Source organism: Streptomyces sp. WAC03905 (assembly GCF_057371075.1).
On record NZ_JBXYDZ010000003.1, the window covers coordinates 7,129,286 to 7,143,519 of the forward strand.

Sequence of the window (14,234 nt, forward strand, 5' to 3'; positions counted from 1 at the left end):
GGTTCATGTGACCTGCGTCACGCGCATCGGATGGTGCTCAAGTCCGGCAGGAGCGGCCCTCGTTGAGGCAGTCGACGACCGCGGCCATCTGCCGTTCGCTCATCGCGTTCACGAACATCGCGTGGTCCGTCCTGGGGCTGTGCCGCTGCTCCGGGAAGGAGTCGATGGCCACGGGCACCCCGGCGGGCACCTCGTAGGCCAGGGAGACGCGCAGCTCGGGAACGGGGAAGGTGTTCGTGGGGCAGACGCCGTTGCCGCCGGGGAACAGCAGGTGCGAGCGGTGCCCGGCGCTCTGGGTGTCGAGGCCGTTCCAGCAGCTGGGGAAGACCAGGGTGCGGGTCACGCGGTCGCCCCGGGGGCAGCGCGGGTAGTCGGTGGTGGAGCGGTCGGGGGAGCCGGAGCACCCCCAGCGGGCCCGGACGTGGGCGTCGTCGCCCGCGGTGCGGGCGACCGCGTCACCCGTCATCGCGTGCAGGAAGGGCGGCATCGCCACCACCTTGCTGACGGGGTTGCCCCGGAACTCCACCCGGACCGACGCCTCGGGAACGATCTCGCCCGTGTTCCCGTGTCCCGCGGACGTCTCGTGCGGCCGGGCCCCCGGCCGGTCCAGGCGGCGCAGGACGGGCCAGTAGTACGCCGACCGGTCGCCGCCCGCGCAGCTCGTGGCGGCGGCGGCCAGCGAGGCCTGGGTGGACAGGGCGTTCGTGGAGAGGTTGCCCACGTAGGAGTGCGTGTGGTGGGCACCGCCCCGCAGGCCGGGCGAGACGACGAGGTTGTCCTCGTTGTAGTGCCGCCCCTCGTTGCGGCCGCAATCCACCGCCATCGATCCCGGCGAGCTGTCGTCCGGTTCGGCGGGCCGGGCCGGAGCGGCGGCCGGGGCGGCTGGAACATCGCGTATGTCCACGTAGTCGGAGGGTGCGGGGCCGGCGGCGGTCGCCCCCGCGTGCGGGCCGGCGGCGCGCGTGGCGCCGAGCACCGCGGCGGTCAGCCCACCGCTCAGGACCAGGCAGACGACCAGAGTGAGCAGTCGGCGTTCTTTCCCCATGGCGGTCACCGTCGCCGGTGGCGACCCCGCCGTCAACCTGGCATCCGCATCGCGGTCGCCCGCCGCGTGCGCGGGTCCCGGCGGGACCGGCCGGCGGCGGGAGCCGCGCGCACCGGCCCGGCGGTACAACCGGCCGTGAAGTGGCCGGGGTTGTCCGTGGGGCTGCTTGTCCGGCCGTGCGACGAGCGGTCACAGTGGACGTATGACACCCGTGACACCAGCCGTGACCCCCGCCGGGCTCCTGCACGCGTTCGCCCGTACCCGCGCCCGACTCGACGGCGGCGAGGTCACCTACTGGTGGACCGGCGACGTGCATTCCTGGGCCCCGGGCGAGCCCTACCGGCGGCTCTTCGGGTTCGAGGGGCTCAACGTCTCCCGTCTCGTGGCGGACGAGGACGGCGGCTACCGGCTGCTGTCCCGCGAGGCCGCGTTCTACCTGGACCCGGACACCCGCGAGATCATGGAGACCTGGCAGGACAAGACCGTCGTCCACGTCTGGAACGACCCGGCCAACCAGAAGTGGCGCCCCTTCCCGATCCCCGTGACCGACCTCGGCGACCAGATCTGCTTCAGCCTGGAGATCCCGCTCGCCTACCCCTCGCCGCTGCCGGTCGAGGAGTATCCGGAGCACTCGGCCGACGACACCTACCGGGCGCTGGAACTCTTCCAGTTCTTCGCACCCGCGACCGCCCTGAGCACCGACGAGGACAGCGTCCCGGCGACGATGTCGTGGACCCGTATGTCCCCGTGGCTGCCGTGGATGCGGCAGGGTGCTCGTCCCGGAGGCCTCACCTTCCACTGCCGCGGCCGCAAGCTCGACGCCTACGAGCAGGCCCCCGAACGCACCCGCGCGTACATCGCCGACCACCACCCCGAGTTCGCCCACGCACCGGAGAAGTGGAGCGAACCGAACGAGACGAGCTGGACCTCCTTCCGCAGGCTCTTCCCGCCGACCCGCGGCGCGTCCTGACCGACACGGCGCCCGCGGCCCGACGAGCCCCGGAGCGCACCGCAAAAGACCAGCTCACACCCCGTACTGAGGGGCCCCCGGGGGGACCGGCGAGGGATGGACAAGGGTTTTCCCCGTATCCAGTTCATCCCCGCGTTGCCTACTGTCTGCCCACCGGCGATCTTCCCCGGACCGGGCGGTACACACTCCAACCCCACATGGCGTGTAGACCGACCGGCCGGGGGAGGCCCGCCGGGACCGCCGTTGCCCCTGCCTCGCCGTTGCGGCCGGGACAACGTGGCGTGCGGCGGCAGCCGGGGCGAGACCGACCAACTCGCTCCCGGCCCCGCAGCCGCCGGAACCACCCCCACACTGCACCGACCGGCCGCTCCGGTCTGCCCGGGAACGGCCCTCGAAAGGGAACACGTGCACGCAACGAGACGCAGGCTCATATCCGTCGTGGCCATGTCCGTCACCCTGCTCGCCGGCACCGCCACCGCCTCCGTGGCCGTGGCCTCCGAGGGCCCCGCCGCGGCCCCGGCCGCCGCGCTCGCCCCGACGGCGCCCGTCGAGAACCTCATCGTCGGCTACAAGTCGTCCGCCAGCGAGGCCAGCTCCAACTCCGCGGCCGCCGACGACGCCACCGCCAAGGGCAAGAAGGCCGGCAAGAAGGCGAAGTTCGACCGCCGCCTCGGCACCGGCGCCGCCCTCGTGAACCTCGGCGGAACCGTCGCTCCCGCCGAGGCCGCCGACGTGATGGCCCAGTTCCGTGCCGACCCGGACGTCGCCTACGTCGAGCCCGACACCCGCGCCTACGCCACGGCCGTGACCCCGAACGACACCGAGTACGCCAAGCAGTGGGACCTCTTCGAGTCCACCGCGGGCATGAACGTCCCGGCCGCCTGGGACACCACCACCGGCTCCGGCGTCACCGTCGCCGTGATCGACACCGGCTACGTCGCCCACTCCGACGTCGCGCCGAACATCGTCGCCGGCTACGACTTCATCAGCAGCTCCGCCTACGCCCGTGACGGCGGCGGCCGCGACAGCAACCCCGCCGACGAGGGCGACTGGAACGCCACCGACGGCGAGTGCGGCCTCAACTCCAAGGCGAGCACGTCGTCCTGGCACGGCACCCACGTCGCGGGCACCATCGCCGCGGCCACGAACAACTCCAAGGGCATCGCGGGCATCGCCTACGGCGCGAAGATCCAGCCCGTCCGCGTGCTCGGCAAGTGCGGCGGCTCCACCTCGGACATCGTCGACGCCATCACCTGGGCCTCCGGCGGCTCCGTCGCCGGCGTGCCGGCCAACGCCACGCCGGCCAAGGTCATCAACATGAGCCTCGGTGGCCCCGGCGCCTGCGGCACCAGCTACCAGAACGCGATCAACGCGGCCGTCGCCCGCGGCACGACCGTCGTCGTCGCCGCCGGCAACAGCAACGCCGACGCGGCCGGCTACTCGCCCGCCAGCTGCAACAACGTGATCAACGTCGCCGCCAGCAACCGCGCCGGGGACCGCTCGTACTACTCCAACTACGGTGCGATCATCGACGTCGCCGCCCCGGGCGGTGAGACCCGCCGCGCCACCGACACGCCCGGCACCGTCACCACCCCCGAGAACGCGATCCTCTCGTCCCTGAACGCGGGCACCACCACCCCGGGCGCCGAGATCTACAAGCCCTACCAGGGCACCAGCATGGCCGCCCCGCACGTCGCCGGCCTCGCCGCGCTGCTGAAGTCGGCGAACTCCGCGCTGACCCCGGCCCAGATCGAGTCGGCGATCAAGAACAACGCCCGCCCGCTCGCCGGCACCTGCACCGGAGGCTGCGGCACCGGCCTCGCCGACGCCGCCGCGACCGTCGCCGCCGTGACCTCGACGCCGCCCACCACCCCGGCCCTCGAGAACACCACGGACTTCACCATCGGCGACAACACCACCGTGGAGAGCCCGATCACCGTCACCGGGAAGACCGGCAACGCCCCGGCCGCCCTCAAGGTCGGCGTGAACATCGTCCACTCCTACATCGGTGACCTGAAGGTCGACCTGGTCGCCCCGGACGGTTCCGTCTACACGCTGCACAACCGCGCCGGCGGCAGCACCGACAACATCAACCAGGTCTACACCGTCAACGCCTCCTCCGAGGCCGCCAACGGCACCTGGAAGCTCCGGGTCAACGACAACGCCGGCGGCGACACCGGCAGGATCGACTCCTGGAATCTCACCTTCTGAGACGGCTCCCGCCGCCTCGGGGTCCGGCACCAACTCCGCCTGACGGAGCGATAGTACGGACCAATAGAATCCCCGGGCCTGCCGATACTCCGGGTATCGGCAGGTCCGCCGGGTTTTCCGCGTCCTGTGACTGAATTCTGCGTCACAAAGCGGGTCCACCGGCCGTCCGACCTCGTATTCTCGCCTCTCACAGGAAGGGCACAGGAGCTGGGGACCGGAAGGCTGGTGGCTGTGCGTGGTGGCGGCGACGGGGCACGCTGACACAAGTGTCGGACACGAGGAACTGATCAAGGCGGTCGACCGCGCGCTGACCACGCACGGCCGGGCGCTCCTGACCGGACCCGCCGGCGCGGGCAAGACCGAGGTGGTCCGCGCCGTCGCGGCCGCGGCCGAGTCCCGCCGCGAGACCGTACTGCGCCTGGCCCCCGAGGCCGCCGACCAGTGGATACCCGAGGCCTCCGCCGCGGCGCTCCTCGCCTCCGTCCCCGCGGCCGACGTGGAACAGCTCTCCGGGCCCCAGCGCACCGCCATCGCCCTCCTGCGCCGCGAGGCCGACGCCCCCCGGGCCGGCCGCGACCACGTCGCGCTGCGCCTGGCCCTCGTCGAGGTGCTCCGCACCCTCGCCGCCCGCCAACCCGTCCTCCTCGTGATCGACAACGCCCAGTGGCTCGACGCCGAGAGCACCGACCTGCTCCGCTTCGCCCTGCGCCTCACCCCGCCCCGCGTGCGGGTCCTGGCCGCCGAACGCGTCCAGGGCGGAGCACCGGTCGGCGAACCCCTCTGCGGCCCCGGCGTCCCCGCCGTACGCGTTCCTCCGCTCGGCGCCGACGAGGTCGCCGTACTCCTCCTGCGCCACGGACTGCCCGCCCGCCTCGCCGGCCGGATCCACCGGGCCAGCGGCGGCAACCCGCGCCTCGCCCTCGCACTCGGCCGCTCCCTCGCGGAAGCCGCCGAGGCCCGCGACGGCAACGCCCACCACGCCGACCCCCTGCCCGTCTCCGGGCAGGCCCGCGAGGTCGCCCGCCGCCTCCTCGCCGGGGCCCCGGCCCAGGCCCGCCGCACCCTGCTGCTCGCCGCCCTCGCCGCCCGCCCCACCGTCTCCCTGCTGCGGCGGGCCGGCCGCCCCGACGCCGAGGCCGAGCTGGCCGAGGCGGAACGGGCCGCGCTGGTCAGGGTGGGAGAGGACGGGTCCGTCGAGTTCACCGCGGGCGCCCTGCCCACCGCGCTCGCCGCCGACGCAGGCTGGCCCGAACGCGCCGCCGGACACGCGGCCCTGGCCGCCGCCGTCGACGACCCGGTCCAGGCCGTACGCCACCGGGCGCTGGCCGTCGACACCCCCGACCAGTGGCTCGCCGCGGAGATCACCGAGGCGGCCGCGGTCTGCCGCAGCCGCGGTCAGCGGGCCCTCGCCGCCGAACTGGGCCTGCTCGCCGCCGAACGCACGCCGTCCTCGCTGGCCGGCGAGGAACTGGCCCGCCTCGTCACCGCCGCCGAGGACGCCGGCTGGGCCGGCCGCGCCGACCTCGCCCGCCGCGCCACCCGGGCCGTCCTGGCCCGCGACTCCTCGCCCGCCGACCGGGTACGGGCCCGGCTCGCCGTCATCGACGCCGCCGGCCAGGCCCTCGGAGCGCTCGACGAGACCTTCGCGTACGCCATGGACGAGGCGACCGGGGACCCCGCCCTGCAGGCCGCCGTCCAGCTCCGGGTCGCCTGGAAGCACAACCTCAGCGACGGCGACCCCGTACGCTCGCGGGACGCCGCCGCCGAGGCCGGCGCCCTCGCCGCGCTCGGCGGCGACCAGACCGCCGAGGCCATGGCCCTGACCGTACGGGCCCGCATGGGCCGCATCCTCGGCGACGCCGGGGCGGAGGAGATCCTCGCCGAGGCGCTCGCCCTGCCCGCGCCCCGGGTGCCGCTCGGCATGCGCAACGCGCCGCAGTACCTCGCCGTCCGGCACGCCCTCTTCGACGACCGCCTCGACGACGCCCGGCGCCAGCTGATGGTGCTGCTGCCGGCCGTGCAGCGCACCGGCTCCGCCGAGGACGTCTTCGAGGTCCTGCGCAGCCTCACCGAGGTGGAACTGCGCAGCGGCCGCTGCGAATCCGCTTCGGCCCACGCCCGCCGCGCCTTGGAACTGACCATCGAGGCGGGCCTGTCACCCGGCCCCGCCTGGTACGTCGCGGCGACGGCCGAGACCATGGGCGGAAGTTTCGCGCGCGCCGAGGGCTACGCGCGTCGCGGCATCCAGGCCTCCCAGGAGGAACAGGACCAGGTCTTCCTCTCCCGCAGCCTGCACGCGCTCGGACTCGTCGAACTGGCCACGGGTGAGGCCGCCAAAGCGGTCGCCACCCTGCGCCGGGTCGCCGAACTGGAGGCCGCCCAGCAGGTGGTGGACCCGTCGATCCTGCGCTGGCACGGGGAACTCGCCGAGGCCCTGATCGCCGCCGACGCGCCCGGCGAGGCCGCCGAGCTGATCGGACCCGTCCGTACGGTCGCCCTCGGGCTCGGCCGTACCGGAGTCGTCGCCGCCCTCGACCGGGCCGCCGCGCTGTGCCTGTCCGCACAGGGCGACGCGGACGCCGCCGTCCGCCTCCTGGAGGACACCGCGCAGCGCTTCGACGCCCTGCGGCTGCCGCTGGAACGGGGCCGCACCCTGCTCGCCCTCGCCCGGGTGGAGCGCCGTCGCCGTCGCCGGGCACCCGCCCGCGCCGCCCTCCGGGCCGCGGCCGAGGTGTTCGAACGGGCCGGAGCCGCCCCCTGGAGCGAACTGGCGCGGGAGCCGGTACCCGGTGACGGGGCCGGCCCCCTGGCCTCCGCGGCCGCGGTCCTGACCGACGCCGAGACGCGCCTCGCGGTGCTCGTGAGCCAGGGCGCCAGCAACCAGGAGGCCGCGGCCAAGCTGTTCCTCAGCGTCAAGACCGTCGAGGCCCGGCTGACCCGCATCTACCAGAAGCTCGACGTGCGCTCCCGCGCCCAGCTGGCCACCGCGCTGCGCACGCGGTGACCGCGGCCGCGGCGCCCGTCAGCAGCTGAGGTTGTTGCCCGGGGTCACGCCGAGGAGCTGGGTGAAGCTCTGGTACTTCGAGATCCGGCTCTGGACCTGGGCGGGGTTGCCGCCGTTGCACTCCAGGGAGCCGTTGATGGAGCGGATGGTCTCGCCGAAGCCCGCGCCGTTCACCATGGCGGCGTGGGCGGTCATCGTGCCCGGGCCGTTCTGGGTGTTCCAGTACCAGAGGGCCGTCTTCATGGCGACGGCCGGGTCCTGTTCCACGAGGTAGGGGTTGGCGAGCAGGTTGATGCCCAGGGCGTCGCCGGCCGCCTTGTAGTTGAAGTTCCAGCTGAGCTGGATCGGGCCGCGACCGTAGTAGGCGGCCTGTCCGGCCGGACAGCCGTAGGGCTGCGTCGCGTCGCAGTAGTGGGGGTAGTTGGCGGTGTTCTGCTCCACGATGTGGACGAGGCCGCCGGTCTCGTGGGAGACGTTCGCGAGGAAGGCTGCGGCTTCACGCCGCTTCACGGTGTCGTCCCCGGTCCTGGCGAAGCCGGGGTACGCGGACAGCGCCGCGACCAGGCCGTTGTAGGTGTAGAAGGGATTGCGGTTCGGGAACATCTGGTTGAACTGGGCCTCGGAGACGACGAATCCGGACGGGTCGGGATCCGGGTCCGGGTCCTGGCCACCGCCGCCGCAGACGCCCTGGTCCGACCAGACGCCCCACTGGCCGGTGGTGCCGGGGGTCTCGCCCTGGGTCCACCACTTGGCCTGCCAGTTGCGGCCGCCGTACGAGGCGCTCATGCCGTTCGTGTAGACGGCGGACGAGGCCCAGGGCGAGGCGCAGGGAGCCGCCGCGGCGGCGGGGGAGGAGGGGAGGGCGATGGCGAGACCGGCCGTGACGGCCGCGGCGGCGACCAGGCCGAGGGCGCGGCGGCGAAGCGCACGTATCACGTAACTGCTCCTTCGGTGGGGGGACTTGCCGTGGGGGCAATGACGCCCACTGAAACGGAATGGTCTGAACCTGTCAAGGTCTAGACCAAAGGAAAGCGCCGGTGCCACGCGTGACGCGTGACACCGGCGCGAAAGATCCGATCAGCTGCCGGCGGAGAGGTTGCCGGAGAGGACCGGGATGTTGCTGGCGATGTGCGAGAGGGACTCGTCACCCTTGGCCTGGGTGGAGTTCTCGGCGCACTGCTGGTTCTGCGGGTTGGACAGGACGTTGACGTCCTGGACGCCGACGTTGGCGAGGACCGCGACCAGGGACTGGGCGTTGACCTTCGCCGGCAGGCCGACGCAGAGCTTGTTGAGGGAGCCCTGGATCGGAGCCAGCTGCGGGCTCATGTTGCCGCGGGTCTCCTGGTTGCCGTAGATCTGCGCCGCGTCGTTGCCGTTCACGGTGTTGACGCCGTTGTCGTTGCCGATCGCCATCGCGGGCGAGGCGGCGGCGGCACCCGCGCCGAGCACGGCGGCGGTGGCGGCGGCGGTGGCCATGAACTTCTTGAGCATCTGGGGGATCCTTCGGTCGCACTGTCGCGTGAGATAGCTGCCCACGGCGGGACGCGCTGATCAACTGCTGACGGTGCCCGGGGTTATGCCCCCTCACCCGTGTGGCCCAATGGTCCGCCGGGCCGGGCCCGGCCCACCGCCTCCGTGCGGCCGGGCCCGGCCGGCGTCCCGGGTGTCAGCCGCTCTTGCGGCGGACCTTCTTGTTCTTGCCGCTCGCGGCGCTGCTGGAGCCCTGGACCTTGGCCCGGTTCTGGTGGGACTGCTGCGAGTGCGCCTTCGCGGCGTTGCGCTCCAGGGCCTCCCGGAACCGGCGCTTGGCCGCTTCGGCCGGGGACTCGTCCTGCGGTGTGCCTGCTTCGTCAGCCATTCGTCCTCCTGGAGTGATCAAGCCGACCCAGTCTGTCAGTCGCGGTACGGGCTGACCAGCGAGTTCCCGCAGACCCCAAGTCTCGCTTGGGGGAGTCATAAGATGTGGTTATGGGGCCATAAACCGACACCGGGTGCTGGGTTAGGCTTACCTTCGTTTAGGGTTCCCTTTGATCCACCTTGATCCACCTTGCCGTCGCTCGAAGGGAACCCCTGCCATGCCTCGCCCTCTGCGGGTAGCAATCGTCGAGCAGGCCCGGCCGGCATCTACGCCGCCGACGCGCTGCTGAAGTCCGAGGCCGCCGTCGAGCCCGGTGTGTCCATAGACATCTTCGAGCGCATGCCCGCCCCCTTCGGCCTGATCCGCTACGGCGTCGCCCCCGACCACCCGCGCATCAAGGGCATCATCACCGCTCTGCACCAGGTGCTCGACAAGCCGCAGGTCCGCCTCTTCGGCAACGTCGACTACCCGGGCGACATCAGCCTCGACGAGCTGCGGTCCTTCTACGACGCTGTGATCTTCTCCACCGGCGCCACGGCCGACCGCGAGCTGCGCATCCCCGGCGTCGACCTGGACGGCTCCTACGGCGCCGCCGACTTCGTCTCCTGGTACGACGGCCACCCGGACGTACCGCGCACCTGGCCTCTGGAGGCCGAGAAGGTCGCCGTGCTCGGCGTCGGCAACGTCGCCCTGGACGTCGCGCGCATCCTCGCGAAGACCGCCGACGAGCTGCTGCCCACCGAGATCCCGGCCAACGTCTACGACGGCCTGAAGGCCAACAAGGCCGTCGAGGTGCACGTCTTCGGCCGGCGCGGCCCGGCCCAGGCCAAGTTCAGCCCCATGGAGCTGCGCGAGCTGGACCACTCGCCCAACATCGAGGTCATCGTCAACCCCGAGGACATCGACTACGACGAGGGCTCGATCGCCGAGCGGCGCGGCAACAAGCAGACCGACATGGTCGCGAAGACCCTGGAGAACTGGGCGATCCGCGACACCGGCGACCGCCCGCACAAGCTGTTCCTGCACTTCTTCGAGTCGCCCTCCGAGATCCTCGGCGAGGACGGCAAGGTCGTGGGCCTGCGGACCGAGCGCACGGAGCTGGACGGCACCGGCAACGTCAAGGGCACCGGCCGGTTCACCGACTGGGACGTGCAGTCCGTGTACCGCGCGGTCGGCTACCTCTCCGACGAGCTGCCGAAGCTGCCCTGGGACGTCGAGTCCGGCACGGTCCCGGACGAGGGCGGCCGCGTCATCGACGCCGGCGGCCCCATGCAGTCGATCTACGTCACCGGCTGGATCCGGCGCGGTCCGATCGGTCTGATCGGCCACACCAAGGGCGACGCGAACGAGACCGTCGCGAACCTGCTCGCCGACCACGCGGAGGGCCGCCTGGGTACGCCGGCGTCGCCCGAGCCGGCCGCGGTGGAGGCCTTCCTCGCCGAGCGCGGCGTGCGCTGCACGACGTGGGAGGGCTGGTACCGGCTGGACGCGGCCGAGAAGGCGCTCGGAGAGCCGCAGGGCCGTGCGCGCGTGAAGATCGTGGAGCGCGAGGACATGCTCGACGCGAGCGGAGCCTGACCCCCAGGGGCGGACACCCGAACGGGTGTCCGCCCCCTTGGCGTCCTCCGGAGCGGAATGCCCAGCCGCCGAAGGGAGTTGGAGTCGAGCACGACACCGACCCCGCAGGCACTGGAGAGCTCATGAAGATCGGCATCATCGGCGCGGGCAACATCGGCGGCAACCTCACGCGCCGGCTCACCGCCCTCGGGCACGAGGTCGCGGTGGCCAACTCGCGGGGGCCCGAGACCCTCACCGCCCTCGCGGAGGAGACCGGCGCCACCCCCGTCCCCGTGGCCGAGGCCGCGCGCGGCGCCGAGATCGTCGTCGTGACCATCCCGTACAAGAACGTGCCGGACCTGCCCGCCGGCCTCTTCGACGCGGCGGCCCCGGGCCTCGTGGTCATCGACACCGGCAACTACTACCCGCGCCGGCGCGACGGCCGGATCGCGGGCGTGGAGGACGAGGGCCTGACGGAGAGCCGCTGGACCGAGCGGCAGCTCGGTCACCCCGTGATCAAGGCCTTCAACGGCACCTACGCCCAGGACATCCTCGACCGGCACCGCCCGGCCGGGGCCCCGGACCGCATGGCGCTGCCCGTAGCGGGCGACGACGAGACGGCCAAGAAGGCGGTACGGGACCTCATCGGGGAACTCGGCTTCGACTCGGTCGACTCCGGCGGCCTCGACGACTCCTGGCGGCAGCAGCCCGGCACGCCCGTCTACGGACTCCGCGACGGCGTCGAAGGCGTCACCCGGGCGCTCGCCGAGGCCTCTCCGGTCCGCACGGAGGAATTCCGCGGCTGACCGCCCTGCGCCGCGCCTCCCCCCGGCCCCGGCTCCGGGCCGTGCGCACCCCGTCCGGGCGACCGGACGGTCCGGGCCGGGGGCGGGAACGGCCGGCGGTGCCGCGGCGTCTGTGCGGGCATACGGGGAAGGCCGGACCGGGAGCGACCGGCCGGGGGCGAAAGGACGGGGCTGTGCGGACAGGCCGAGGACTGGTGGCTCTGGCGGTGGGGCTGCCGCTGCTGGTGGCCGCGATCGTCATGGTGGTCGTGTTCACCGGGGCCGGGGCCGTGGGGCGCAGCCCGCTGCACCGGGCGGTGGACCAGTACCTCGACGCGGTGGGCGGCGGCGGGCCCGCACCGGTTGCGGGACCGGACAGCGGCTGCCCCGGCGGCGCCCCCGACCCCGCGGACACCCTGCACGGCCTCGCACCCCGCTTCGGGCACGACATCGTGTCCTCCACCGAGACCGGCGACAGCGCCGCCGTCAACGTGGACCTCACGCCGGACGGTGGCGACCCGGTCGCGGTGCTCCTGGAGCTGCGCCGCGCCGGGGACCACTGGGACGTCTGCGCTGCCACCACGGGCCGCACGGCGATCGACCCGTTCTGAGCCGCGTCCGGCGGGACCGGACCCGCGGGCTCAGGATCCCCGGCCCCGCTCCAGCACGCCGCGTACGTAGGCCGCCTGGCCGGCGTGCTGGAGGTCGTCGGCGAGCACGCTGACCAGGCGGACCCCGAGGGTGACCGGCGGGTCCCAGCGCTCGTCGACCACCCGGTCGAGGTCGGCGGCCGCCAGCCCCCGGACGAAGCCCAGGGTCTGCTCGTGCACCGCGTCGAAGTAGCCCAGGAGCAGCTCGCCCGAGTCGACCCGGACGGTGCCCGCCTGGCGTGCGGAGTGGCCGTAGCCGGTGGCCGCGGCGGGCAGGGGGAGCCCGAACCGGTCCGCCCAGCCCCCGGTCAGCCACACCTGCTCCAGGTCCGCGGCGGCCGCGACGTGGTCGTCCTGGATCCGGGTCAGGTGCCAGACCAGCCAGGTGATGGAGTTCGCCTCCGGGTCGACGCGGGCGTCCAGGAACTCCGCCGGCAGACCCTCCACCGCCTCGTGCACGACCTCCCGGATCCGACCGAACCCGTCCGCGATGACGTCCGTAGCCTTCATGCACCCACCATGCAAGGCGGGGCGGCCCGCCCGGCGCGAACGACACGCGGGGGCGGGCCGCCGGGCCGGCGGTCGCGGGGTCAGCCGGCGGCGTCGGCCTTGGCGGGCTCGGCGACCGCTGCCGGCGCGTCCGCGGCGGTCGGCGCCGGGGCCGGGGCGGCGACGGGCCGTCCGCCGCGCAGTCCGAGCCAGCCGATCACCCCGACCAGGGCGAAGGCCACGGCCCCGATCCCGAAGGTGAGGGTGAAGCCCGACTCGGCGGGCAGCGGGGGAACGCCCGCGGGGAGGTGCTCGATGGTCTTGGACGCCAGGATCGTGGTCACGACGGCACTGCCGATCGCACTGCCCGTCGAGCGGGAGATCGAGTTGATGCCGTTGGCGATGCCGCTCTGGTGCGGCGGAACGTTCGACATGATCACGGCGGGCATGGCGGCGTAGCCGAAGCTGACGGCAGCGCCGACGACCAGGCCGGATCCGATCACCGAGAAGGCGTGGCCGTGGTCCAGGACGAGCCATCCGAAGCCGACCGCGCCCAGTACGGCGGCCACGCCCAGGGCCACGCGGGGGCCGCGGTGCCGCACGATCTGGCCGCCGACGGGCGAGGCGAGCAGCGAGACGATCGCGCTGGGCAGCAGGAACTCCACCGAGGCGCGCAGGATCGACGCGTCGAAGCCGTAGCCGGTGAGGGCCTCGGGCATCTGCACGAGGTACGAGACCCCGAGGAAGCTCGCGAACATTCCGAAGCCGACCAGGAGACCCGACAGGTTGGCCATGAGGACGGGGCGGTGCACGAACATCCCCATGTCGACCAGGGGCTCGCGGACCTTGAGCTCGGTGACGACCCACACGGCGGCCATGACGGCGGCGCCGGCGAAGCTGCCCAGCGTACGGCCGGAGGTCCAGCCCCACTCGTGGCCCTGCGAGATCGCCAGCAGGAGCAGCAGCAGTGCGGCACCGAGGGTCAGCGCGCCGAGGACGTCGGTGCGCCCGCCGGTCTTGGTGCGGGTGGCGGGAACGAGGACGACCACCGCGAGCAGGGCGAGCGCCGCGAGGCCGGTCGCCATCCAGAAGGCGTTGCGGTAGTCGGCGTCGGGCCCGGAGGTGAGCAGTCCGGTCGCCACGAGCGCGAGGCCGCTGCCGAACGCGAGCGTGCCGCTGACCAGCGCCATCGCGCCGGGCAGCTTCTGCGGCCGGACTTCCTCGCGCAGCACCGAGAGCGCCAGCGGGAAGATCGCCGTGGCGGCCCCCTGGAGGACGCGACCGACGATGAGCAGCGGCAGCGAGGAGGCCAGCGCGGTGAGGACGGAGCCGGCGACCATCACGCCGAGGACGGCGACCAGGGTGGGCTTCTTGCCGTGCTGGTCACCGAAGCGGCCGAGCAGCGGGGTGAAGACGGCCGCCGAGAGCAGGGTCGCGGTGGTCACCCAGCTCACGTTGGCGGTCGAGGTACCCAGATCGTCGCGGATCAGGCCGAGGATGGGGACCGGCAGGGTCTGCATCATCGACACGACCATCGCGGCGAGGCTCAGGGCGAAGACGATGACCGTCTCGTTGCGCTGTCCGGAGGCCGGGGCGGCTGGGGAGGGGGTGCTCATGGCTGCGGGGACCTTCTTCGTGTTTCGGAGCTGCAGAGCTTCGGAACGG

The 14,234-nt window shown here is 73.2% G+C and carries 11 protein-coding genes and 1 pseudogene; 6 read left to right on the forward strand and 6 right to left on the reverse strand.

The window, feature by feature from the left end:
• Positions 1-37 precede the first annotated feature (37 nt).
• Positions 38-1,045, reverse strand: a complete 1,008-nt coding sequence (locus tag AC2RP6_RS34685) for a DUF1996 domain-containing protein (RefSeq protein WP_486449786.1) — start codon at positions 1,043-1,045, stop codon at positions 38-40.
• Positions 1,046-1,247: 202 nt separating this feature from the next.
• Here AC2RP6_RS34685 and AC2RP6_RS34690 point away from each other — a divergent pair, with 202 nt between their 5' ends.
• From AC2RP6_RS34690 to AC2RP6_RS34700, 3 genes are all read left to right on the forward strand, one after another.
• Positions 1,248-2,015: a DUF1838 family protein gene (locus AC2RP6_RS34690; protein ID WP_486449787.1), complete on the forward strand. Its 768-nt coding sequence runs from the start codon at positions 1,248-1,250 to the stop codon at positions 2,013-2,015.
• 444 nt (positions 2,016-2,459) lie between these two features.
• A complete protein-coding gene (locus tag AC2RP6_RS34695; protein WP_486450554.1) occupies positions 2,460-4,226 on the forward strand; it encodes a S8 family peptidase in 1,767 nt (588 codons plus the stop codon).
• A gap of 235 nt (positions 4,227-4,461) precedes the next feature.
• A complete protein-coding gene (locus AC2RP6_RS34700) occupies positions 4,462-7,230 on the forward strand; it encodes a helix-turn-helix transcriptional regulator (RefSeq protein ID WP_486449788.1) in 2,769 nt (922 codons plus the stop codon).
• An 18-nt stretch (positions 7,231-7,248) separates the two neighbouring features.
• On the opposite strand, the gene AC2RP6_RS34705 is transcribed toward AC2RP6_RS34700, so the two are convergent.
• The 3 genes from AC2RP6_RS34705 to AC2RP6_RS34715 all read right to left on the reverse strand — a co-directional run bounded on the left by AC2RP6_RS34705 (position 7,249) and on the right by AC2RP6_RS34715 (position 9,088).
• The gene (locus AC2RP6_RS34705; protein ID WP_486449789.1) at positions 7,249-8,166 is read right to left on the reverse strand and encodes a glycoside hydrolase family 19 protein; all 918 of its coding nucleotides are present in this window, start codon (positions 8,164-8,166) and stop codon (positions 7,249-7,251) included.
• Positions 8,167-8,307: 141 nt separating this feature from the next.
• Positions 8,308-8,721: a rodlin gene (locus tag AC2RP6_RS34710; RefSeq protein WP_486449790.1), complete on the reverse strand. Its 414-nt coding sequence runs from the start codon at positions 8,719-8,721 to the stop codon at positions 8,308-8,310.
• Between the two features lie 175 nt (positions 8,722-8,896).
• Positions 8,897-9,088, reverse strand: coding sequence for a DUF5302 domain-containing protein (locus tag AC2RP6_RS34715; protein WP_030654357.1), 192 nt, complete (start codon positions 9,086-9,088; stop codon positions 8,897-8,899).
• A 217-nt stretch (positions 9,089-9,305) separates the two neighbouring features.
• On the opposite strand from AC2RP6_RS34715, the pseudogene AC2RP6_RS34720 reads away from it, so the two are divergent.
• From AC2RP6_RS34720 to AC2RP6_RS34730, 3 genes and pseudogenes are all read left to right on the forward strand, one after another.
• Positions 9,306-10,666: pseudogene (locus tag AC2RP6_RS34720) on the forward strand (ferredoxin--NADP reductase domain-containing protein).
• Between the two features lie 122 nt (positions 10,667-10,788).
• Positions 10,789-11,451: an NADPH-dependent F420 reductase gene (locus AC2RP6_RS34725; protein ID WP_486449791.1), complete on the forward strand. Its 663-nt coding sequence runs from the start codon at positions 10,789-10,791 to the stop codon at positions 11,449-11,451.
• A 173-nt stretch (positions 11,452-11,624) separates the two neighbouring features.
• Positions 11,625-12,041 carry a hypothetical protein gene (locus AC2RP6_RS34730; protein ID WP_486449792.1) on the forward strand — a complete coding sequence of 139 codons (417 nt, stop codon included), beginning with the start codon at positions 11,625-11,627 and terminating at the stop codon, positions 12,039-12,041.
• 30 nt (positions 12,042-12,071) lie between these two features.
• Here the strand turns inward: AC2RP6_RS34730 and AC2RP6_RS34735 are convergent, their stop codons facing one another.
• Together AC2RP6_RS34735 and AC2RP6_RS34740 are read right to left on the reverse strand one after the other, a co-directional pair.
• Complete coding sequence (locus AC2RP6_RS34735) at positions 12,072-12,590, reverse strand: mycothiol transferase (RefSeq protein WP_486449793.1); 519 nt, start codon at positions 12,588-12,590, stop codon at positions 12,072-12,074.
• Between the two features lie 80 nt (positions 12,591-12,670).
• Complete coding sequence (locus AC2RP6_RS34740; RefSeq protein ID WP_486449794.1) at positions 12,671-14,185, reverse strand: MFS transporter; 1,515 nt, start codon at positions 14,183-14,185, stop codon at positions 12,671-12,673.
• Between the last annotated feature and the right edge of the window lie 49 nt (positions 14,186-14,234).